This window comes from Shewanella yunxiaonensis, from assembly GCF_018223345.1.
Lineage (GTDB): Bacteria > Pseudomonadota > Gammaproteobacteria > Enterobacterales > Shewanellaceae > Shewanella > Shewanella yunxiaonensis.
Window position 1 is genome coordinate 1,587,309 of record NZ_CP073587.1, and the last position, 20,534, is coordinate 1,607,842.

General features: G+C 49.0%; 17 protein-coding genes. 8 read left to right on the plus strand and 9 right to left on the minus strand.

The annotated features are described in order from the left end of the window. Nucleotides 1-54: 54 nt before the first annotated feature. Nucleotides 55-1,149 (minus strand): agmatine deiminase, encoded by a 1,095-nt coding sequence (gene aguA / locus KDN34_RS07335; protein WP_212596231.1) that lies wholly within the window; start codon nucleotides 1,147-1,149, stop codon nucleotides 55-57. A 10-nt stretch (nucleotides 1,150-1,159) separates the two neighbouring features. Further along, nucleotides 1,160-2,044 carry an N-carbamoylputrescine amidase gene (gene aguB, locus KDN34_RS07340; RefSeq protein WP_212596232.1) on the minus strand — a complete coding sequence of 295 codons (885 nt, stop codon included), beginning with the start codon at nucleotides 2,042-2,044 and terminating at the stop codon, nucleotides 1,160-1,162. 128 nt (nucleotides 2,045-2,172) lie between these two features. Between aguB and KDN34_RS07345 the strand changes: the two genes are divergently transcribed. Together KDN34_RS07345 and KDN34_RS07350 are read left to right on the plus strand one after the other, a co-directional pair. After that, complete coding sequence (locus KDN34_RS07345; protein WP_212596233.1) at nucleotides 2,173-3,081, plus strand: LysR family transcriptional regulator; 909 nt, start codon at nucleotides 2,173-2,175, stop codon at nucleotides 3,079-3,081. A 37-nt stretch (nucleotides 3,082-3,118) separates the two neighbouring features. Continuing rightward, nucleotides 3,119-3,628 carry a GNAT family N-acetyltransferase gene (locus KDN34_RS07350; protein WP_228730447.1) on the plus strand — a complete coding sequence of 170 codons (510 nt, stop codon included), beginning with the start codon at nucleotides 3,119-3,121 and terminating at the stop codon, nucleotides 3,626-3,628. Between the two features lie 10 nt (nucleotides 3,629-3,638). Here KDN34_RS07350 and KDN34_RS07355 read toward each other — a convergent pair whose 3' ends face one another. From KDN34_RS07355 to KDN34_RS07375, 5 genes are all read right to left on the minus strand, one after another. Next, complete coding sequence (locus KDN34_RS07355; protein ID WP_212596234.1) at nucleotides 3,639-4,799, minus strand: MFS transporter; 1,161 nt, start codon at nucleotides 4,797-4,799, stop codon at nucleotides 3,639-3,641. A gap of 190 nt (nucleotides 4,800-4,989) precedes the next feature. Beyond that, nucleotides 4,990-5,310, minus strand: a complete 321-nt coding sequence (locus KDN34_RS07360) for a YdbL family protein (RefSeq protein WP_212596235.1) — start codon at nucleotides 5,308-5,310, stop codon at nucleotides 4,990-4,992. A 20-nt stretch (nucleotides 5,311-5,330) separates the two neighbouring features. After that, nucleotides 5,331-5,525, minus strand: coding sequence for a YnbE family lipoprotein (locus tag KDN34_RS07365; RefSeq protein ID WP_212596236.1), 195 nt, complete (start codon nucleotides 5,523-5,525; stop codon nucleotides 5,331-5,333). Between the two features lie 14 nt (nucleotides 5,526-5,539). Beyond that, a complete protein-coding gene (locus KDN34_RS07370) occupies nucleotides 5,540-8,647 on the minus strand; it encodes a YdbH domain-containing protein (protein WP_212596237.1) in 3,108 nt (1,035 codons plus the stop codon). Between the two features lie 12 nt (nucleotides 8,648-8,659). Continuing rightward, nucleotides 8,660-9,508 (minus strand): D-hexose-6-phosphate mutarotase, encoded by an 849-nt coding sequence (locus tag KDN34_RS07375; RefSeq protein ID WP_212596238.1) that lies wholly within the window; start codon nucleotides 9,506-9,508, stop codon nucleotides 8,660-8,662. Between the two features lie 159 nt (nucleotides 9,509-9,667). Between KDN34_RS07375 and KDN34_RS07380 the strand changes: the two genes are divergently transcribed. Beyond that, nucleotides 9,668-10,096: an HIT family protein gene (locus KDN34_RS07380; protein ID WP_228730448.1), complete on the plus strand. Its 429-nt coding sequence runs from the start codon at nucleotides 9,668-9,670 to the stop codon at nucleotides 10,094-10,096. A gap of 129 nt (nucleotides 10,097-10,225) precedes the next feature. After that, nucleotides 10,226-10,468: a hypothetical protein gene (locus KDN34_RS07385; RefSeq protein ID WP_212596239.1), complete on the plus strand. Its 243-nt coding sequence runs from the start codon at nucleotides 10,226-10,228 to the stop codon at nucleotides 10,466-10,468. A gap of 82 nt (nucleotides 10,469-10,550) precedes the next feature. Here the strand turns inward: KDN34_RS07385 and KDN34_RS07390 are convergent, their stop codons facing one another. After that, nucleotides 10,551-12,593 (minus strand): bifunctional 2',3'-cyclic-nucleotide 2'-phosphodiesterase/3'-nucleotidase, encoded by a 2,043-nt coding sequence (locus KDN34_RS07390; protein ID WP_212596240.1) that lies wholly within the window; start codon nucleotides 12,591-12,593, stop codon nucleotides 10,551-10,553. A 410-nt stretch (nucleotides 12,594-13,003) separates the two neighbouring features. On the opposite strand from KDN34_RS07390, the gene KDN34_RS07395 reads away from it, so the two are divergent. From KDN34_RS07395 to KDN34_RS07410, 4 genes are all read left to right on the plus strand, one after another. After that, the gene (locus KDN34_RS07395) at nucleotides 13,004-15,199 is read left to right on the plus strand and encodes a M3 family metallopeptidase (protein WP_212596241.1); all 2,196 of its coding nucleotides are present in this window, start codon (nucleotides 13,004-13,006) and stop codon (nucleotides 15,197-15,199) included. 71 nt (nucleotides 15,200-15,270) lie between these two features. After that, complete coding sequence (locus tag KDN34_RS07400) at nucleotides 15,271-15,690, plus strand: GFA family protein (RefSeq protein WP_212596242.1); 420 nt, start codon at nucleotides 15,271-15,273, stop codon at nucleotides 15,688-15,690. Nucleotides 15,691-16,076: 386 nt separating this feature from the next. Continuing rightward, nucleotides 16,077-16,502, plus strand: a complete 426-nt coding sequence (locus KDN34_RS07405) for a hypothetical protein (RefSeq protein ID WP_212596243.1) — start codon at nucleotides 16,077-16,079, stop codon at nucleotides 16,500-16,502. Between the two features lie 204 nt (nucleotides 16,503-16,706). Then, the gene (locus KDN34_RS07410; RefSeq protein ID WP_212596244.1) at nucleotides 16,707-19,655 is read left to right on the plus strand and encodes a diguanylate cyclase; all 2,949 of its coding nucleotides are present in this window, start codon (nucleotides 16,707-16,709) and stop codon (nucleotides 19,653-19,655) included. Here KDN34_RS07410 and KDN34_RS07415 read toward each other — a convergent pair. Continuing rightward, nucleotides 19,648-20,511 carry an EamA family transporter gene (locus KDN34_RS07415; protein WP_212596245.1) on the minus strand — a complete coding sequence of 288 codons (864 nt, stop codon included), beginning with the start codon at nucleotides 20,509-20,511 and terminating at the stop codon, nucleotides 19,648-19,650. The two genes, KDN34_RS07410 and KDN34_RS07415, sit on opposite strands and share 8 nt — an antisense overlap. Nucleotides 20,512-20,534 lie beyond the last annotated feature (23 nt).

The window sequence follows — 20,534 nt, forward strand, 5'->3', positions numbered from 1 at the left end:
AACAAGCCAGTCTCGCACGATTGCAAGGCTGGCTTGTGGCTTTATATCAGCTCATCAACCCTTAGGGATCTGCTGGGTGATACAGTGGATATTGCCACCACCCAACAGAATTTCCCGTGCGGCGACACCCACCACTTCGTGTTCCGGGAAAATCTGCTGTAGTTTGGCTTTGGCAATGTCATCGGTGGCCGGATCCAGCAGCGGGAACACTATCCGCTGGTTACTGATAAGGAAGTTCACATAAGAACCGGCCAAACGATCACCGGCTTCTCGTGGCACCCCTGAGCCTTTGGTAACCCCCGCCGCTTCCTGCTCACTACAATACAATGGACCAGGTTGTGGCAATTTATGGATCGTCAGTTTGCGTCCTTTGGCATCCACCGCATTTTTCAGGACTTCATAAGCGGCTTGTGAACGCGGATACTGCGGGTCATTTTCATCCTCGCACCAGTGCAGGATCACTTCGCCGGGTCGGGCAAAACAGCACATGTTGTCGATATGACCGTCGGTTTCATCCATATAGACGCCTTGTGGCAACAAGATGAAGTGACTGACGCCAAGATATTCGGCCAGACAGGCTTCAATCTGTTGTTGGCTAAGATGCGGATTGCGGTTGGGATTCAGCAGGCATTCGGCGGTGGTCAGCAAGGTGCCTTCACCATCGACATGGATTGAGCCGCCTTCCAGGATCAGCGGTGCGGCGTAACGGTCAAAGCCGTGCTCAGCCAGCATCTGTTGTGCTACCAATTCATCCTTATCCCACGGTGCATAGAGGCCGCCATTGTCACCGCCCCAAGCATTAAAGCCCCAGTCGATGCCACGGCATTGTCCCTGACCATTGATCACGATGGTCGGACCGGTATCCCGTGCCCAGCAGTCATCGCTGGCCATTGGCACCAGTGTTACTGAAGCAGGCATAACGGCTTGTGCTTTGGACATTTCCACGTTAGGCACTGCCATAAACACCGGCGTTGCTGCACTGATGGCACTGGCAACCGCCGCAAAGGTTTGCTGAGCATAACGGCCTTCTTCGCGCCAGTTGTCGGGACGGTACGGCCAAATCATCCACACCGCTTGCTGTGGTGCCCATTCCGCGGGCATATAAAAACCGTGTTGTTGTGGTGCACCCTGTAAGGTATTACTGCTCATGGATTGTTCCTTACCAGACGTTTTCGCCATCAGAAGTCAGTAGGGTTTCGTACATCGCCGGACGTCGGTCACGGAACAACCCCCAACTGATACGCTGTTTGTCGATTTCTGTCAGGTCGAACTCATGCACCAACACACATTCGCTGGTTTTGTCAGCCTGAGCGACCAATGCGCCAGTCTGATCGGCAATGAACGAGGAACCATAGAAAGTCATTTCCAGTCCTTCAATAAATTTGCTCTTTTCAGTACCGATGCGGTTGGAGGCAATGACGGGCACTAAGTTGGCGGCGGCATGACCTTGTTGTACGCGAGTCCAGTGGGGTTGTGAGTCGATTTCCGGATAAGCCGGTTCAGATCCGATAGCCGTTGGGAAGAAAATCAGTTCCGCACCCATTAACGCCAGACTACGTGCGGTTTCCGGGAACCATTGATCCCAGCAGATGCCCACACCGATTTTGGCATAGCGAGTCTGCCACACCCTAAAGCCGGTATCACCCGGGGTGAAAAACTGTTTTTCCTGATAAGCCGGGCCATTAGGAATATGGGTTTTGCGGTACACATCCAACAGACTGCCGTCGGCATCGATAACCACCAGCGAGTTGTAATGGGCATTGCCGCGTCGTTCAAAGAATGACAGTGGCAGCACCACTTGTAGTTCTCTGGCGATATTCTGGAAATATTTGATCAGCGTGCTATCTTCCAGCGTTTGCGCCAGCGCAAAGTGTTCCGGGCTCTGGTCGATGCAGAAATAGGGGGCTTCGAACAGTTCCTGGATCAAAATGATCTGTGCGCCTTCAGCGGCGGCTTGCCGTACCAGTTTCTCGGCACGGATGACGTTCGATTCAATATCCCAGGAACAGGCCATCTGAGTGGCGGCAACTTTCACTTTTGCCATAGCAACGACTCCTTTTGGTAAGAGGGGGAAGCATTTGATGTTCCCCAGAATAGCGCAAAGTGTATGAAGTTGTTATGTATCCATCAAATGAATATTATAAATCTACTTATTCATATGATGAATTTAAGATGAAGCTGAATCAGCTGGATCTCAATCTGTTGTTGGCACTTGATGCTTTAATGTTGGAGCGTAATGTTACTCGTGCTGCAGAACGTCTATTTATCAGTCAACCCGCGATGAGTCATGCGCTGAATCGCTTGCGAACCGCCTTTAATGATCCGCTGCTGGTCCGTACCCCACAGGGAATGTTGCCAAGTCCGCGGGCAGAAACACTTTATCGTGGGGTACAACAAGCGCTAAAACTGCTCGAACAGCAGTTAAGCGAGCCGGAGCTATTTGATCCGTCCAGTTCTCAGCGGCGATTTGTTATCAGTACCACGGATTATGTCGAGTGCGTGTTGATCCCCCCGCTTATCGCCCAGTTGAATCAGATAGCGCCCGGCATCAATATTGAAATTCTGATCCTGCGCGATCAGTTGCCGGAAGCCGAACTGGCGAGCGGTGATATAGACTTGGTATTGGGGTTTGACGAATACATGAAAGTGCCGCCACATCTCAGCCGTGAAACCTGGTTGACTGAACCGTTGAGTGGTTTGGTGCGCAAAGGCCATCCCAGTATTACTAGCGCCGTGGATTTGCAGCAACTGGTAACCACGCCGCATGTGTTTCACTCCCCGTTGGGAACGCGAGATTCCATTGTGGATCGGTTTTTGGCCAGGCAGGGACTAAAACGGCAAATATCGGTTAACAGTCAGAGTTATATGTCTGCGGCGGCGATTGTCAGTCAGACCGATCATCTGCTGGTATTGCCGCAGCGGGTAGCCAGTATGTTGGCAGCAAACTGGTCGTTGCAGCAAGTGCCGTTACCCGCTGCCATGCCCAGTTATCATCTTAATTGTGTCTGGCATCCAGTGCAGCAGTCGCAACCGGCATTACAATGGCTGAAAGGATTGATGCAACAGTTGGTAACGGCGTAAAGTGGCGAGCAGCCGATCACATCATAAGGGGATTATCTTGGAACTACAGCAGGGCCAGTCGTCAGCAGCATTTAAGGTGGTTTTGGCTGATTACCACCAACCTCTGCACGCGGAGGCGATTGTGGCGTTAATGCAGCATTACGCTCAAGAACCTACCGGCGGCGGCGAGGCATTACCCACCGCAGTTATCACTAATTTGGTATCCACCATGGCTAAACTGGATTATGTGTTTAGCCTGTTGATTTTTAGTGGGGAGCAACCCGTTGCACTGGCTAATTGTGTGCTTGGCTTCTCCACCTTTAAATGCGCGCCATTACTCAATATCCATGATCTGGTGGTTCACTGTGAGTGGCGCGGTTGTGGGCTCAGCCAGATGTTATTACGGGCAATAGAGCAGCAAGCCGTTCAGCGTGGTTGCTGCAAAGTGACACTGGAAGTGTTGGAAGGCAACACGGTGGCCCGTAATGCCTATCTCAAAGCGGGATTTGCACCTTATCAGTTACGGCCTGAAACTGGTTCAGCCATGTTCTGGCAAAAACTGCTGTAATCGCAACGTGTTACCGGCTGGGTTCTGATGCATGTTTTTGGCGCCAGCTAAGGCTCAGTGCCAGCAACAGGGCGATTAGCGCCAACATGGCACCCGCCAACGGTAATTCTCTCAGCGCCGTGCCAAAGGCTAGCAATGTACCGGAAATCCACGCACCAATCGCGTTGCCGAGATTGAACGCGCTTTGGTTAAAGGCCGATGCCAGAAGCGGGGCTTCGGCTGCATGTTTCACTACCAACATCTGTAACATCGGGCCGAAGGCAAAGCCGATGATTGACCACAGGAACAATAAGGCGACGGTAATATTCAGATGTGGCAGGGCGAAATAACTCAATAGCAATACCATGATCAGACCGAGGCTTAAGCGAGTTAACCAGGGCAACATCTGTCGATCGCCTAGTTTACCTCCGCAGTAGGTACCAATCGTGAGTCCCAGACCCAGTACAAATAAAATGTAGGTGATTTGAGTCGGACTGGCGCCACTGACCTGACCGAGGATCGGGGCGACATAAGTAAACAGACAAAACAGACTGGCGTTACATAACACCGACAGTGCCAGGCCACTGATGACTTTAGGGTGCCGTAATGCTTGGACTTCATTGCGAACCGAAACTGGCTGTTGTTTTAAATTGCGGGGCAGAAAACGCCACAGACCAAACAGTGCCAGTACGCCAATTATCGCCACGGCAACGAAAGCACTACGCCAACCCAAGGCTTGCCCAATAGCCGTACCCACAGGGACCCCGAGAATATTGGCGAGTGATACGCCCATGAACACCAGTGCAATCGCTTGAGTACGTTTCTCCTCTTTCACCAGATCCGTGGCAACAATTGACGCTAGGCCAAAGAACGTGCCATGACAGAGTGACGTTAGCACTCTTGCCACCATCAACGTGCTATAGCCACTGGCGCAGGCACAACACAAGTTGCCGATGACAAACAACATCAGCAAACCAATGAGTGTTTTCTTTCGGGAGATACTGGCGGTTGCCAGGGATAAAATCGGACCGCCAATGACGACGCCAAGTGCGTAAACAGTGACTAATAATCCTGCTCTGGGAAGATCAACTTTTAAAGAGGAAGCGACTTCTGGCATCAGCCCCATAATAATAAATTCGCTGGTACCGATGGCAAAGCCTGCCAAGGTCAGCGCGATAATGGCGATGGGCATCAAGAATCCTGACAAACGCGCAAAAAAAAAGCCTCCACATACGCAGGAGGCCAAGTAAAAGCACTTCAGAGGTGCATATTTTCACGCATACTTGACAAAATCGCTCATGAATTAACGCCATGCAATTATGCTTGATTGGCATTAATGTCTTAATGTCAAAAGATGAGTGGAATGGCTCACGCTTTTGTCATTATTTTTTTACCCAATTGCCACTATTATCTTGAACCATATGACCTTTTTCAGCTTTAGCAATCACCTTAGCTGCGGCCATTTTTGCCACGTCATCAACACTAATGCCATTTTGTCGGGCAATCTTTTCATATTGTGCCTGGCGTTTGGCGTTGATATCTTTCACCAGTTCGGCAACTCCGGCACCGGGTTTAACTACAGCCAGATAGCCATTCAGTTGTTCGCCTACTAATCCTTGATCTTTGGCCTCTTGCAAGCTGATAGCAAAACTGGAAAAGCTCAGCAGCATTGCGCAGAGCAGGGTCATTATTCGGGTTGTCATCTGTCAGTTCCTTATACGGCTCAAAAGAGTTCGTCGTTAGACACCAGATCATCCAGTGCCTTATCCACTTTGATACGAATTTCATGTTCAATCTTAACGTTAAGATTGATCACTATCGGCTTATCCGGTGGCTCAATTTTTACCGTTGGGGTACAGCCGCTGAGCATGAGCCCCAGCAACAACAAACTTCCTGTTAGGTGCGGTAGACGATTCATATCCGGTTCCTGTTTCACTGCATGGATGCTTCAAGCTGCATTTGCAAGCGGTCGCCAATAGACAAACTGCGCAGCAGTTGCAGCAAATTTTCCTCATGGCTGTAGTTTAACTCAATTGGCCGTTCAACGCCTTTACCGCGGCCTTTGACTGCCATGTTAAGTTTGGCTTCGCCATCAGGTGCCATATCAAACGTGCTGGTGATTTCGCGGTAGTGCAACTCCTCTAACGTGGAAAACACAAAATCGAGATAGGGTTGGCTCTGACGCATCTGTTGTACCGCTGGGTTGGCACCCACCTGAATAACGCCACCCGGTGCGCGTGAGGCCAAATGGCCACCGCTCACCGACAGTTGATTATCGGTAATGGCTAACGGTAGTACACCATCAAATATGCCGGTGGCGTCAATACCCGGTTGTGGGTTGGCTTGAAGCAGTTGATGCAGATCCAGACCCAGCAACATCAGATAGGCATCAGAAGGCTGATTGAGTCGCAGTCGAAAGCGCGGCAGTGCCAACTGACCGCCGAGCATATCGGCATTGGCAGCCAATTGGATATCAGCATCATTAAACCCTGGCAGCAACCAGTTGCCAGCGCGCTGGCGTTTTTGCGCATCCAGTTCCGGTACGAATGAGAGGTCACCCTTGATGGTGACATTATCCATCAGCACGCCGGGGTTAAACGCCGCGATTTGGATAGCTAATTGCTGGCAGTTGACGGCAGCGGTTGCCGCTTGGCTGGCCGCTTTGTCCACCACAAACCGGCATCGACTGCTCGCTTGTAATCCCTCGAAAGGAAGTTGCTGATAGCTACCAGTGCCATCGACCAGTTGAGGTTGTATCGTGCCACTGAGCGTTAGCGCGGTGCCGCGTTGCCGTAAGGCAATATCAGCGGTAATTGCCGTTTTTCCTTGCAGTTGCCAGTCGGTCGATAACACCAGATTTTTAGCGGCTAATGTGCGTATATCTGCCAATAAGGCCTGCATCTGCCAATGTCCGCTGACATCATATCCTGGTGGTCCAGCGTTGGTCAGATAAGGGCGTAACTGGTGTTGGCTCGTTAATTTGAGTCGATCAAATTGCCATTGTTCTTCGCTGCTGAGCTCCTGACCATCCCATAACCACTGTGCCACCAGAGATGCTTTACTGAGGTTTAATAAGGTATCGGTTCGGCTCCCCATGCGAGTCAGATGGCGTTGGCTGACATGGATTCGTTCACTGGCAAGCGACAAATGCTGTTTGACATTCAGCGTTTGCAGCTGTGTTAACACATCGCTCTCGGTCCAATGCCATTGCTGCTGAGGCAGTCCCGGCAGTGTAATGTCCATCCTGCCCATACTTGCTTGGATGTTATCCGTGGTCATATTGACAGATTGCAGTTGTTGTTGGAGTTCGGGTAATTGTAACTGTAACTGCTCAGGTGTCAGACTGAACTGGAGTGGCGATGTTATTTGGCTATGAATACTGGCGACAGTCAGTGCCAGCTCGTCTGCGCGTTTCACCAATAATGCCTGAGATTGCACTGAGGCGTTTGGGTTAACCAACATCGACAGTGATTGATTGTTGCCATCAAGCACCAGATTTCCAGCAAAGTTAGCCTGAGTGTTTTGGCTATTGATCGCCAAATCAGACTGTTGCCAATCTATGCCCTGTGGCAGATTAAGTCGTAGCTGCCATTGTGTCTGCAATTGGAGCGCTGGCAATTGCTGGAGTAGTCGCTGCAGCTCTAATTGAAATTTATCGGTGGTTTTTACTACCACATCAACGGGCTTGGTGTCTGTCGGTGTCAAATTCAGCTGGCGCAGTTCCAACGTCAGCCAGTCATGGGCATTGGCCACTGTCGGGGTCAGCGTCACGACCGGAATTGCCAGTTGTTTATTGGCGATATCTATAGTTGCACCTTCAGCGAGGTTGAGTGTTATTCCTGCGTTGGGCTGAGTATTGGTTTGTTTGAGTGCCGCGCTTAGCTGTGACAACCGCGATTCCATGGCATTAGCGCTATTGGTCATCTGGGTCGTGCCGGTCAGGCTGTCTATCCACTGTGCTAAGGACTGTCGTTGTGTTGCTGATGTTTGTAATGCTAACCGCAGCGGGCTTAGGGCTAATCGCTGTTGGTTATCATCGGCTCTCAGGGTAGCGGCAACACTGTTGGCCGGGCATTCCGGCGTTGTTGCTTGAGGTGTCAGCTCGATAGGGCTACCAACCGTCGTTGGTAATTCAAGGGCAGGGTTTGACCAACATACGGATACCAGACTGTCACCGCGTTGTAAGCCTAACTGAATATTGGTCTGCCAGGTTCCGGTAACGCGCGGGAGCTTCTGCAGAAATGCTTCATTTAGCCATGGATAGGCAGTTTGCAATTCATTGGCGTTGCTGTCATTGGCGAGTTGCTGGAGTGCTAATAGCAGTTGTGCAGGAGCGAGTTGCAGTTGCGCTAACCAGCCATGCTGAGATGCGCCGGGAGCCGTTTTGAGTTCTGCGAACAACTCCCCGTTTAAGGCGAGTAACTGGCGCCACTGTGCCTGTTGTTGCCATTGCACTGCACTGGAAAACTTGCCATTTCTCGTTAGCTTAAGTTGTGGTAATCGGAGCTTGAAACCATTCGGCGCAGAATGGATAAACGCGATATCAGTGTCATTGAGACTGATATCAGGCAAGGTTTGCGTAATAGGGAATGTCAGGGCGCTATTATCATCAGCTGGTAGTAGCAACTTGGGTGTCAACTGCAAGTGGGCATGTTGGTAGCTCACCGACTGGAGATTTGCTAACCACCACTGCTGGCTACCAAGTGCTTCGTTTGCTTCGGGGGACCTATACCATTGCCATAGTGTTGACCAGGTAATCGGTTGTTTCAACTGTAGTTGTAATTGCTCAAACTGTAGCTGGCTGCCCCGATACTCTATCGTCAGATGGGGCAGGATAAGGGAATTCCAGTCAGGAATTTGCCAACTGAGTTCCGTTATCTGGAGCCCTTTTGCCTGCAATAACTGGTTAATGCGCGGCAGCCACCAACTTTGCTTTTGTGTCAGTAACCACCAGCCACCAGCCAGCAACATTGATAGCAGAATCAAGCAAGCTAGCATCAATGTCAGTGATCGGTAAATAATGCGCTTGTGGTTACTCATGTTGGGAACCGCTTAATCCTGCCAACTGATCTCAGTGGCAAGCACATGACGTTCTCCGGGGGCCAGCGTTACCGCATCATCCAGCACGTTAGCTGCTTCCAGGCATACCATCTGCAAGTAGTCGTCATCATGAAAACGCGATAATCGGCGCGATTTTTCAATCCAGGGATTCCACAGGATGGCTGAGCGGCTACGTTCACGTTTGACGACTATCGTGCCGTTAGGGGTTTGTAGTGTCTGTATATTCCCGAGCGCAGTGTAGACCCTGTCGGTTTCTTTATCGAATCTGACGCTGTCCTGCAGTTGATCATACGGACCTTTACCGAACTCAATATAACGAGCGCCCTTAAAGCCGCTGGCGACCAGCTGATGGATATCGCCGATAGGGAAATAACTGTGTAGTGCCTGGGTCAGCGTCACCGGATGTTGGTCCTGATTAATATTGACCAGGCTGACGCGAAGTTCATGGCTAAAGCGACAATGCAATTCTACACGGGTATGGTGCGGCCAATACACCCGATCCGCATCAGTCAGTGGCAATACAAAGCTCAATGTGACGACTTCATCCTGAACAGAGCTATTCAATCGCTGCCACATGTGATTTCTGGCAAAGCCATGCTGTGGCCAGTCTGCATCTGGATGCTGTCCAAACCATGGCCAGCAAACCGGAATGCCGCCGCGGATGCCGCTACCGGGTTGATAATCATCCGCGGACGACACCCAGAGCAAAGGTGCTTTGCCTTTAGGCGTAAAACTTTCTATTTGCGCACCTTGCAGAAATACCCTGGCATGGCATAACTCGCTGTCAATTTCGATATACTCAAGTCCGTTTGGGTGGACGCCGGTGGTAATGACCGCCATTACAACTTCCTCACTTGTGACCACATCGAACAGTGGTCGTGGTTATTACGCATAGCTTACCGACTTTTGACACATCCTTTAAGCATTTGATCTGTATAGACTGGGCAAACTACTGAAGATCTGATAAACCTGCATTCCTTGATAATGAATGGACACTCCATGATGGATTTGAATTACGACAACAATAATATCTTCGCGCGCATCATCCGCGGTGAGTTACCTTGCATTAAAGTATATGAAGACGCTGACACCTTGGCATTTATGGATATTATGCCGCAGATGCCGGGGCACCTGTTGGTGTTACCAAAGGCACCTGCCGTCACTTTGTATCAATTGCCCGATGACGCGCTGTTATCCTGTATGCAGACCATTAAAAAAGTAGGTAAGGCGTTGCAAACTGCGATGGCAGTTGAGGGCAGTACTTTGGTGCAACACAATGGTAGTTACGCTGGACAGAGTGTTCCTCACGTGCATTTTCATATCATTCCCGGTCCTCTGAAAGGCTTAAAACCCCATGCAGAAATCAGTGGTGATAAGACAGAAATTGAAGCGATTGCAGCGCGCATACGCGATTGTCTGGCTGAGTAAGGCATGTGTTAGTTCACAGAATTTCCTTTTGACCGGCAACCAACGACTTTTGTAACTAAGCAGTGCTTAATCAATAAGCAAAAGACTTTTTACAATGTGCATATCGTAAGTTGCTGGAAGGGGAGCAATATGGCACCTGTATTTAAAGTAGAACAGTCGTTACGTGAACACAGTGCGCAAGCCAGAACTATTTGGTGTGCCGAAAGTGAACGCTGTGATTACGTGGTAATGGAAGGCGACGACGAAGTCCATTTCACCGATTATGCGCAACCTGGACGTTTGCAACTGTTAAAGGCTACGGGGCCGATCCAGAGTGCGGAAGCGTTGCTGGAATTTGCTACTAACGATTATCAACAACGCTATTCTGCTTGATCGTGATGAAAAGGGGTTTTGAAGCCCCTTTTTCATCAGTGCAATAAAGTCAATATCATGGCTGACGGGTAGGTATTGGCTGCTAGTGTGTGGCGGTTAAATCTATCCGATACTCAGCAAATCCTAGGTCATTCACCGCTAATTTGGTCATTGGTCGGTGCTGTTGCAGACGGATAAAAGCATCGGCTTTTGGGCTATTCTGCGATTCAAAACGGATATCAAGCGGCACAGCGGTTTTTATGTCTTTAAAGTCCCAGTTGTAGTCAGCAGCCGGATCTACGGTTGCATCATAGCTGCCGGTGGCACTATTGAAGTGTGACTTTTCGGTGATATATGCCACTAACGCCTCACGGTTACTGTCCGGTAACTCCATCACCACATGACTGCTACCCGTGCCGCTAAATTTTCCGCCAAATGCCCGATAGTTGTTAGTGGCAACAATAAACTGCTGGTGCGCAAACGCATCACCGCTGTATCGCTTGCCCGCCGCATCCTGATAACTGAGGTCGACAATTCTGGATGCTTCTGGGTTGATTAATTGGCAATCGCGACCAAATTTGCTTGGCTGAGTCACATCAATGCGATAGCTGATGCCATCAATAATGTCGAAATTGTAGGTCGGGTGACCGTCATTGATCAGCTGTTGTGGCTTCGGACTCTGTGGATCAATCTGATTAAATTGGTTGGCAGAACATTCCAACCAATCCTTTAGTTCTGCGCCGGTAACTTTTACCGCGACCATGGTATTAGGATACAGATACAGATCTGCGGCATTTTTGTAGGACAACACGCCTTTAGGCACTTGAATGTACTGATCCGCGTCGCTGGTGGTGCTATGACGACCACCGGCTTTAAACGGCGCTGATGCTGATAATACCGGTAAGCTTTGCAGCGATTTTGGTAATTGAGCCTTCACCCTAGCGATTTGCGCGTTTGCCACCATTTGCACGGTAGGATCGTCCTGTACCTGGGCCAGGAAACTGTACATATCGGCAGAAGCGGCACCGATGGGTCGTTCCATAAACGCTTTGGTGCCAGTATCCTCGGCTGCAACCGCCTGATGGATCCGTGTTTCTGCTGTCACCAGTGGCTTTTTATGAATGCCATCATAAATAGGAACCGCTTTAGCACTGGCATTGAGAACTTTCCATTTCCCATCTTGCAACGATAGCGTGAAATCCACTTGCCCCATATTGTCGCCCCAGCGCCCAGGCATAACCGCAGGTACGCCATTCATCAGTCCCTTGTTGACATCGACGTTGGGCAGCGCACTGTAGCGTTGACTCGGAAAAATGGAGTGGCTGTGTCCGAACAGTACAGCATTCACTCCGGGAACCTGAGTAATGGCATAAACGGCATTTTCAGCCATTGGATCTCCAGGATTTTGCGTCGACCCAATACCGGAATGGGGTATCGCAATAATGATATCAGCACCTTTGGCTTTCATTTCTGGCACAAGTCGTTTAGCCGTTTCCAAGATGCTATCGGCGCGCACTTTTCCGCGTAGATTTTGTTGGTCCCATTGCAGGATTTGTGGTGGGACAAAACCGATATAACCGATGTTGAGTGTGTGCGACTCACCATTAGTATCAGTGACTGGTGTCGGCTTGATAATGTAAGGGGTAAATAGATGCTGTCCTTGTTTAATGCCATCCCAACAGGTTGCTGCAGCACAATAGACATTGGCATTAATGTATGGGAACCGTGCGCCAGCGAGTGATTGGTGCAGGAAATCCAGCCCATAATTGAATTCATGGTTGCCGATATTGCCCACAGTGTAATCCAGCAGATTCATGGCCTTATAGACAGGGTGTACTTGACCTGGCTGTAATCCGGTATGTGCCATGTAATCACCCATAGGGCTGCCTTGGAGTAGGTCGCCATTATCAACCAGCACCGCATTGATCGCGCTCTGTCGCGCTGCCTCAATAAGGCTGGCCGTCCGAGCCAGGCCAATGGTTGGGTCGTCATTTCCCGTGTAGTAGTTGTAATCCATGATATTGGCGTGCAGATCAGAGGTTTCCAATATCCGAAGATTGACAGTCGCGGGTGTCTGGGCAGTTTGTTGCGCACAGGCCACCAGCATGATGGCAAGTGCTGTGGTCAAAAGCGATTTTTTATACATGTTTGATATTGGTAATTTGGTCTGGGCCAACATTTTCGGCCTTTAAGGATTGTTATAGTGTGCCGTTCGAATAACGTTAACGGTAGTGTCGATGAGCAGTTGCAGCAATTTTTATGCTGATATTTTTGTAACAGAACCTGACAAGCACTTCATAACAGTACTGAAATTTTAACGGTAGTAATATTTTCATCTGTTTCGGTATCGACTTTTGACACAAGCCTCTGCGAACGGCTGATTTAAGTGCTGAGGTTGCGTGTGGCTGTAAATTCTTACAGTTCAGAGATTGTTACCACTTGGCAAAACTTGATAAGGTTGGTGCGGGAATCAATCTGGGCTGTCGTACCCGGTCACCAACGAGTGAAGCTTAATAATCATAACTAGGCGACAGCATTAAGAAAAACGGAGTCACAATGCATAAAACATTTATCGCTACTGCTATTGGTGCAGCGCTGGTTCTCAGTGCCTGTGGTGAACAGAAAACCGCAGAAACCAAACCGAATGCTTCTGAAGCAGTTAAGCAGCTAGCAGCACAGGCAAGCCAAATTTCTGGTGCAGCAAAAGATACTCAAAAGGATAAAAAGGAAGTGGGAAATGTGTTGTTAAAACCCAGTCCGCTGACTTTCCAGGCCCCACAATACGACCTGATCACCAAAGCGGATTTTATTCCGGCATTCAAGGCTGGTATCAAAGAGCATAGCGATGAAATCGCTGCTATTGAGAACAATCCTGAAGCCCCGACATTTGCAAACACTATCGTTGCGATGGAAAAAACCGGTGCCATTCTTGACCGTACATCCCGGGCGTTTTTCCAGTACTCTGGTTTGCTGGCCGACGATGAAGTGCAAAAGATCGAAGAGCAGGTTATGCCAATGCTAACTGAGCACTCCGATAATATTTACATGGATCCTAAGCTGTTTGCGCGCGTAAAAGCCGTTTACGAAGCCAAAGATAAGCTCACTGATAAAGTCGATCAGCGTCTGGTGCAGCACTATTACGATGACTTCGTCCGTGCCGGTGCGCAACTGAATGACCAGGATAAAGCGCAGTTACGTGATTTGAACGGTCAATTGTCCAAGCTGGCAACTGAATTTTCCCAGAATATTCTGAAGTCATTTAAAGATGACACTATCCTGGTGACAGATAAAGCTGAGCTGAAAGGTCTGAGCGATGATGAAATCGACGGATTGGCCGCCGCGGCTAAGAAGGCCGGTAAAGAAGGCTATCTGATCTCGTTGGTGAACACTACTCGTCAGCCACTGTTGATGCATCTGGATAACCGCGAGCTGCGTCAGAAAATCTGGGAAACCTCTGCTAACCGCGCTCAAAGCACTAACGGCCCAATCGTGTTGAAGCTGGCCGAACTGCGAGCTGAAAAGGCGAAGTTGTTAGGCTATGACACTTGGGCCGATTATGTGCTGGCTAATCAGATGGCCGGTAAACCTGCTGCCGTATTCAGTATGCTGGATAACCTGGCACCGAAAGCCGTTGATAAGGCCAAGAAAGAAGCCGCAGACATTCAGCAAGAGATCAAAGCCGAAGGCGGTAATTTTGAACTGAAGCCGTGGGATTGGAACTACTACGCAGAGAAAGTACGTAAGGCTAAATACGATCTGGATGAAGCTCAAATCAAACCTTACTTTGAATTTAACCGGGTGCTGAATGACGGCTTGTTCTTCGCGATGAATAAGCTCTATGGCATTACCTTTAAACCTCGTACTGATCTGCCAGTATGGCAGGAAGATGTGAAGGTCTGGCAGGTATTTGATAAGGACGGTAGTCCTCTGGCATTGTTCTATCTGGACCCATATGCCCGTGTAGGCAAGAATGGTGGCGCCTGGATGGATGAGATTGTCACCCAAAATTACCTGTTGGATGGCAAACCTGTGGTTTATAACGCCCTCAATATTCCAAAACCAGCCGCTGGTCAGCCGACACTGTTAACCTTTGATGAAGTCGTGACTATGTTCCACGAATTTGGTCATGCAGCACATGGCATCTTCTCAAAAGTGAAATATCCTAGCCTGGCCGGTACTTCCACCGCGCGTGACTTCGTGGAATTCCCTTCACAATTTAACGAAGACTGGGCTATCAATCCTGAAGTTTTGGCAAACTACGCGAAGAACTACAAGACTGGTGAGCCGATCCCGGCTGATTTGCTGAAGAAGATCCGCGACGCTGCAACCTTTAATCAGGGTTTCAACACTGTGGAATATTTGGGCGCAGCATTGCTGGATATGGATTGGCATTCTATTAAAGCCGGTACCAAGATCACCGACGTGAATGCGTTTGAAAAAGCGTCGCTGGAAAAACATGGTATTTACTATGCGCCAATCATGCCGCGTTATCGTTCATGCTACTTTAGCCATGCATTCGCAGGTGGTTACTCTGCCGGCTATTACGCTTATCTGTGGACTGAAGTATTTGCGGCAGACGCTTTCACTTACATGAAAGATAATGGTGGCCTGACTCGTGCCAACGGCGATAAATTCCGTGAAAACGTACTGTCTAAAGGCAACAGCCAGGATTTGATGCAGGATTACATCAATTTCCGTGGTCAAAAGCCAACAATCGACGCCTTGCTGAAACGCCGTGGTCTGGTAGAGTAATTTTCCATCCGAACGGTCTAAACACCCGCCATCCGGCGGGTGTTTTTTTGGAATCGATAAAAGGAGTGTTTATGAGCGAAATCCAATACCCCATTCACGGCAGCTGCCAGTGCGGTAACGTTACCTATGAACTTTTGGCTGCTCCTAAAAAAGTGGTTGCCTGCCACTGTAAACAGTGCCAGAAGCTATCCACAAGCGCATTTAGCATCACCGCCATGGTGGATGCCAAGGATGTGGTCTTTCATGGAGAAATGAAGCGTTGGGATCGAACAGCCGATAGTGGCAACATCAACGCTGGTATGTTTTGTCCCAATTGCGGCAACCGCATATACCATTTTAATTTAGCGCATCCGGAACTGATCAAACTGAAGCCGGCAAATCTCGATGATACCCGGGTTATCCAACCCACCGTCCACTCTTGGGTGAGTGAAAAGCAGGATTGGTTCCAAATTCCTGCAGGTGTGAAACAGTTCGAGAAGCAGCCTGAATAGTTAACAGCTTTGGGTTTGTGTCGATGTTGGGAGACTGGATAAGTATTTGCGCTTAGGTGGCATGAGAAAGGATGATGCATCGCCGGATATAGACGGAGATATTTAGCGTAAAAAGCTGGCTTTACTGAAATAAATTGTGGGTTAGCAATAAATGCTAAAGGGAGATAAAAAGGTTATTTCACGGCGCGTTTAGCTAAAGCATCCGACTACCTCAAAAAATCAACAAGCAGTTGTGATTTATCATAAATTTTCTGCTTTGCAGTCTTCCGTGATAACAAGAGTTGGATACAATGTTACATCGCTGTTGTCTTCGATAGTGACTATTTACAGGCGAGTCTGTTGCTGCGACAACGCAACCCATGATGAACATTTTGATAGGCGAAAATATGGCAGAAGAACCCAAAAAGCAACTAAGACCTGACACGGATACACTGGGAATTATGATGCAACATTTCACCCATCTGGATGGCGTGATGTGGAATCGGGTGCAATGGTTAATTGCGATTCAGACAGCAGCGATAGGTGGTTCATATGCTTTGAAGGCCGATCCACACAATTCTGGTTTTGTATTGTGTTTATGCGCTTTCGTAACCATCATTTTGTTGTTGATGATGCGGCGTGATGAAGTGATCCGCGATGCAAACCTGCCATTGTTGCGAACATTACATCCAGACTTCACTTTTAGCCCCAAATGGTCCAAAGGCGCTCCGCTGAAAGGCCGTCAGTTGAACAACATTTTGTTTTTTTCTTTCCTGTTTATGGATCTGTTCGGGGCATTCATTTATTTCTTCATCCCTGCTTGGATTAAGTAACCATAAATAGAAATACACACATTTTGTTAAAAAAAGGTTATCATTGGTGGCGGTGATAACCTTAAGTTCGTTTATAGTAAGTAAAATATCATGTTGAATGACAAGTGATTTGTCTATGATTACGGCATGAATAAAGGTATTGTTAATAGCAGCCGTAAAGTTGTGAATGGATTCACTCAACTATCGAGGTAGGTAATACTGTCAATGACGTATTGGACCCGTTTGCTGGTGTTCGTTGCACTCATCTTGATTTCAGAAATATTTACGTCCTCAGTGGAAGCTGCCGATGTAGGTAATATCGCCCCATTAAATCGCTATTTCAAAGAAACCTGGACGACTCGCCAGGGCTTACCTCACAACACTATCAACAGTATAGACCAGACCCCTGAAGGTTATTTATGGCTGAGTAGTTGGGAAGGGGTTGCTCGTTTTAACGGCAAAGACTTCAAAATGTTTGGCCGCGACAGCATCACTGGTTTACCCGATGTTGGCACCCGGGCCTCATTTCTGGACAACTCTGGTCGCTTGATCATTGGTGGGGCCAGAGGTGGTTTAACCTCGGTAAAAGATGGCAAATGGACGCCATTTGCTCCTGTTGGTGTTTTGATTAACGTCCTTTGGGTTGATGACAAAAACAATATCTGGATTGGTACCGAAGGCGGCGGTCTATTTCGCCAGGATCCACAAGGTGTACGCCAACAATGGACCACGGTGCAAGGTTTACCCAGCAATACTATTTATAGCTTTGCCAACGCGGCTGACGGTGGCCTGTGGATTGGCACTGCTGCTGGTATGGTGTTATGGCAGCATGGGCAACTATCACCCGTAGCTGCGTTGCATAAAGTCCCGGTGTTTGATTTGCTAAAAACCCATGACGGGCTAATTATTGCCAGCGAAAACGGTGTTAGCCGGCTGGTTGGCGATAAGGTCATTCCATTACATCCCGATTTGACTAACGTCGCCGTGTCACAATTGATGTTGGATCATCAAGGCAGTTTATGGATGGGAACTGTCCAGCAAGGCATTTTTCGTCTAAGTAAAGCCTATGGTCTGGAGCATTTGGATGCGAGTCATGGTATGCCCAGTAACCGGGTATTAGATCTCTTTGAAGATAAAGAACAAAGTATCTGGATTGGTACCAATGGTGGCTTGTTTCGTTTGCGGGATGCGCCATTCTCTACCATTACTACCGAACAAGGACTGGCGGGTAATTACGTGCGCGCCTTGCTTAGTGAACCCAATGGCGATATCTGGATTGGTAGTTCTCGTGGGTTAAGTCGCTATTCGCGGGCAAAGGGCTTTGTGACGGAGATAGTCTTACCCGGCGAATCGATACTCAGCCTAGCGCAGATGGCTGATGGTCGCTTACTGATAGGAACCTACACCGCCGGGGTATTCATCTACGATAACGGTCAGACGAAGTTACTGGTCGATCGTGATTCCGGATTGATTTCAAATGAGGTCAGGGCGCTACTGCAGGATCCTGATGGCAGTATCTGGATTGGTACCGCGCAAGGGTTAGCACATTGGCATGATGGCTCAGTAGACAACCTCACCACGCAAGATGGATTGCCCGGTAACTTTATCGTCGAATTGTTGCGTTGTGACAACAAAATGTGGATAGGAACGGGCACCGGCATTGCCATTTATCAAAACGGCAAATTTTCGGTGATGCCGATTCATCAGTTTGATGTGGCAGAATATGCTTTTGGCATGTTCCCACAAGAAAAAAAGCGGTTACTTTGGGTTGCCACTGACAGAGGGTTACTTCGTCATAATCTGGATACTGATGAAACTGTGCTTATCGGTCGTCGTAACGGATTGCCATTTGATAAATTTTTTCAGTTAGTTATTGATGATTATGGCAATGTCTGGCTTACCAGCAATCGCGGCATTTTGCGTTTTAGTGAAGCAGATGCCAATGCGGTGGCCGATGGCAGAATGTCAACGTTAAGTACCGTGCTTTATGGCGAAAGCGACGGGATGTTGAGTGCCCAGGCAAACGGCGGCTCTAACCCGACCATGGTCAAGACCCCTGAAGGTACGGTGTGGATTGCGACGGCAATGGGGGCGACGTCTGTGCGCCCGCAGCGATTGCAGCAATTTGCGGAGCATACGCCTCAGGTCGTGGTTGAGCGGATTTCGATGGATGGCCAAGAGCAGTCATTAACCAACAATCTGACCTTACCCGCCGCCGCACAGCGCGTGGAAATCAACTATGCTGGCCTCAGTTTTATTATGCCCACTCGCTTGCGCTATCGTACTAAACTCGATGGCTTTGATCAGGATTGGCGCGATAAAACGGGGCTGAATCAGGTGGAATACACCAACCTGGCTCCCGGCACATATCAATTGGATATTCAATCTGCTAATCCTGGCGGACGTTGGAGTCCGTCAGCACAGTTAACCATTATTAAATTACCGTTCTGGTGGCAAACCCTGTTAGCCAAATATATTGCGCTCGCCGCGACGGTTCTGGTGATTGTTGGCTTTACCTATTGGCGCACTGCGAGCCTGCGACGTTCAGAGCAATACCTATTGCAACAAGTGGCTCGTAAGACGGCAGAGTTACAACAGCAAACACACAACCTGGAAACCGCCAATCAGGAAAAATCAGTACTGTTGGACAAACTGCAGCAGCAAGCCTTAGCGTTAGAGATCCAGGCCAAACAGGACTCACTTACCGGCCTGGCAAACCGTCGGGCGTTCGATGAACATTTGGCGCAAGAATATGCCCGCGCGAAGCGTCTGCAGCAACCATTAACACTGGCCTTTATCGATATTGACCATTTCAAATGGATCAACGATAAATTTTCACACAGTGTCGGAGATAAAGCGTTAGTCAAACTCGCAGCGCAACTTAAATTGCATTGCCGTGCTATCGATATTGCTGCACGTTGGGGGGGGGAGGAGTTCTCGTTGTTGCTGCCAACAACGACCAGTCAACAGGCGATCCAAGTCTGTGAGCGATTGCGGATGGCGGTAGAATCCATGGATTGCAGTAGTATTGCCGAAGGCTTGAAACTCACTGTGAGTATCGGTTTAGCCTGCTCCGATGATGTGGAAGAGTCCTGGCAATTGCTGAATGCGGCCGATGATGCACTTTATCGGGCAAAAAATAACGGCCGCAACCGTGTCGAAAGTTTTATTTAGTTCTCTGTGGCGCCGTTGTGGTCGTTGGTTGCCGGCAAAGCCATAATGCCAACAGCATACAGACGCAACCGAGCGCTAATCGTGGCCAATCATGAATTTGACCCTGCCAGAACACGACGTTGACCAGGATCCCTGCCGGGATCAGCATGTTGTTCATCACGGCTAACTGTTGAGCGTTCACTTTAGTAGAACCATAACTCCACCCCAGATAACCGAGTCCCGACGTTACCACACCTAACCACAGTAAAACGCCTTGCTGCAAAGGTGTTACGGGTAATTTGTGCCAATCGGCAAGCGCTAACATTGCTGATCCGGTAATCAATGTGGCACCCATAAAAAACCAGGCAAAACGAGTACGATGCGGTAGCGGATTATGCTGACTCTGGTGGCGATACCACACCTGCCCGAAGGCAAAACAGGCATTTGCAGCCTGTATCAAGGCAAAGCCCTTCCAGTAGTTTTCGCTCAAGTCTGTCCAACGGATCATTGCAGCTCCCGCCACCGCCAGTATTGCCGGAGCCCACAACTGTTTTGGCCAGCGCCTGGCAAACAAGTCGGCAAAAAGACTGACATAAATCGGCGTGAAAATAGTAAATAGCAATAGTTCCGGAACACTCAGATAATGATAACTATGGTAAAGAAACAGGTACGTCAAACCGATTTCAATCGCGCCAGTTGCCATCATCACCAAGGCTTTGCGCCAGGCTATCGGACGCCAGAATGGCAGAAAAATTATCAATGCCAGCAGCATCCGCGATGTAACGGCAATGTAGTCATCAACCTGACCCGACAGGTAAGCGCCAATTAGTGAAAATGAAAAAGCCCAGAGAATGGTGATTCCCCAAAGTAACGTCATACATCAATCCTGTGTGCAAAAAT

Bases quoted from the DNA above. Each gene is read 5' to 3' on its own strand.
- KDN34_RS07375 (WP_212596238.1), bottom strand. From the start codon at position 9,508: ATGGCGGTCATTACCACCGGCGTCCACCCAAACGGACTTGAGTATATC.
- KDN34_RS07370 (WP_212596237.1), bottom strand. From the start codon at position 8,647: ATGAGTAACCACAAGCGCATTATTTACCGATCACTGACATTGATGCTA.
- KDN34_RS07410 (WP_212596244.1), top strand. From the start codon at position 16,707: ATGACGTATTGGACCCGTTTGCTGGTGTTCGTTGCACTCATCTTGATT.
- KDN34_RS07380 (WP_228730448.1), top strand. From the start codon at position 9,668: ATGATGGATTTGAATTACGACAACAATAATATCTTCGCGCGCATCATC.
- KDN34_RS07345 (WP_212596233.1), top strand. From the start codon at position 2,173: ATGAAGCTGAATCAGCTGGATCTCAATCTGTTGTTGGCACTTGATGCT.
- KDN34_RS07400 (WP_212596242.1), top strand. From the start codon at position 15,271: ATGAGCGAAATCCAATACCCCATTCACGGCAGCTGCCAGTGCGGTAAC.
- KDN34_RS07390 (WP_212596240.1), bottom strand. From the start codon at position 12,593: ATGTATAAAAAATCGCTTTTGACCACAGCACTTGCCATCATGCTGGTG.
- KDN34_RS07415 (WP_212596245.1), bottom strand. From the start codon at position 20,511: ATGACGTTACTTTGGGGAATCACCATTCTCTGGGCTTTTTCATTTTCA.
- KDN34_RS07395 (WP_212596241.1), top strand. From the start codon at position 13,004: ATGCATAAAACATTTATCGCTACTGCTATTGGTGCAGCGCTGGTTCTC.
- KDN34_RS07360 (WP_212596235.1), bottom strand. From the start codon at position 5,310: ATGACAACCCGAATAATGACCCTGCTCTGCGCAATGCTGCTGAGCTTT.
- KDN34_RS07385 (WP_212596239.1), top strand. From the start codon at position 10,226: ATGGCACCTGTATTTAAAGTAGAACAGTCGTTACGTGAACACAGTGCG.
- KDN34_RS07365 (WP_212596236.1), bottom strand. From the start codon at position 5,525: ATGAATCGTCTACCGCACCTAACAGGAAGTTTGTTGTTGCTGGGGCTC.
- aguB (WP_212596232.1), bottom strand. From the start codon at position 2,044: ATGGCAAAAGTGAAAGTTGCCGCCACTCAGATGGCCTGTTCCTGGGAT.
- aguA (WP_212596231.1), bottom strand. From the start codon at position 1,149: ATGAGCAGTAATACCTTACAGGGTGCACCACAACAACACGGTTTTTAT.
- KDN34_RS07405 (WP_212596243.1), top strand. From the start codon at position 16,077: ATGGCAGAAGAACCCAAAAAGCAACTAAGACCTGACACGGATACACTG.
- KDN34_RS07355 (WP_212596234.1), bottom strand. From the start codon at position 4,799: ATGCCCATCGCCATTATCGCGCTGACCTTGGCAGGCTTTGCCATCGGT.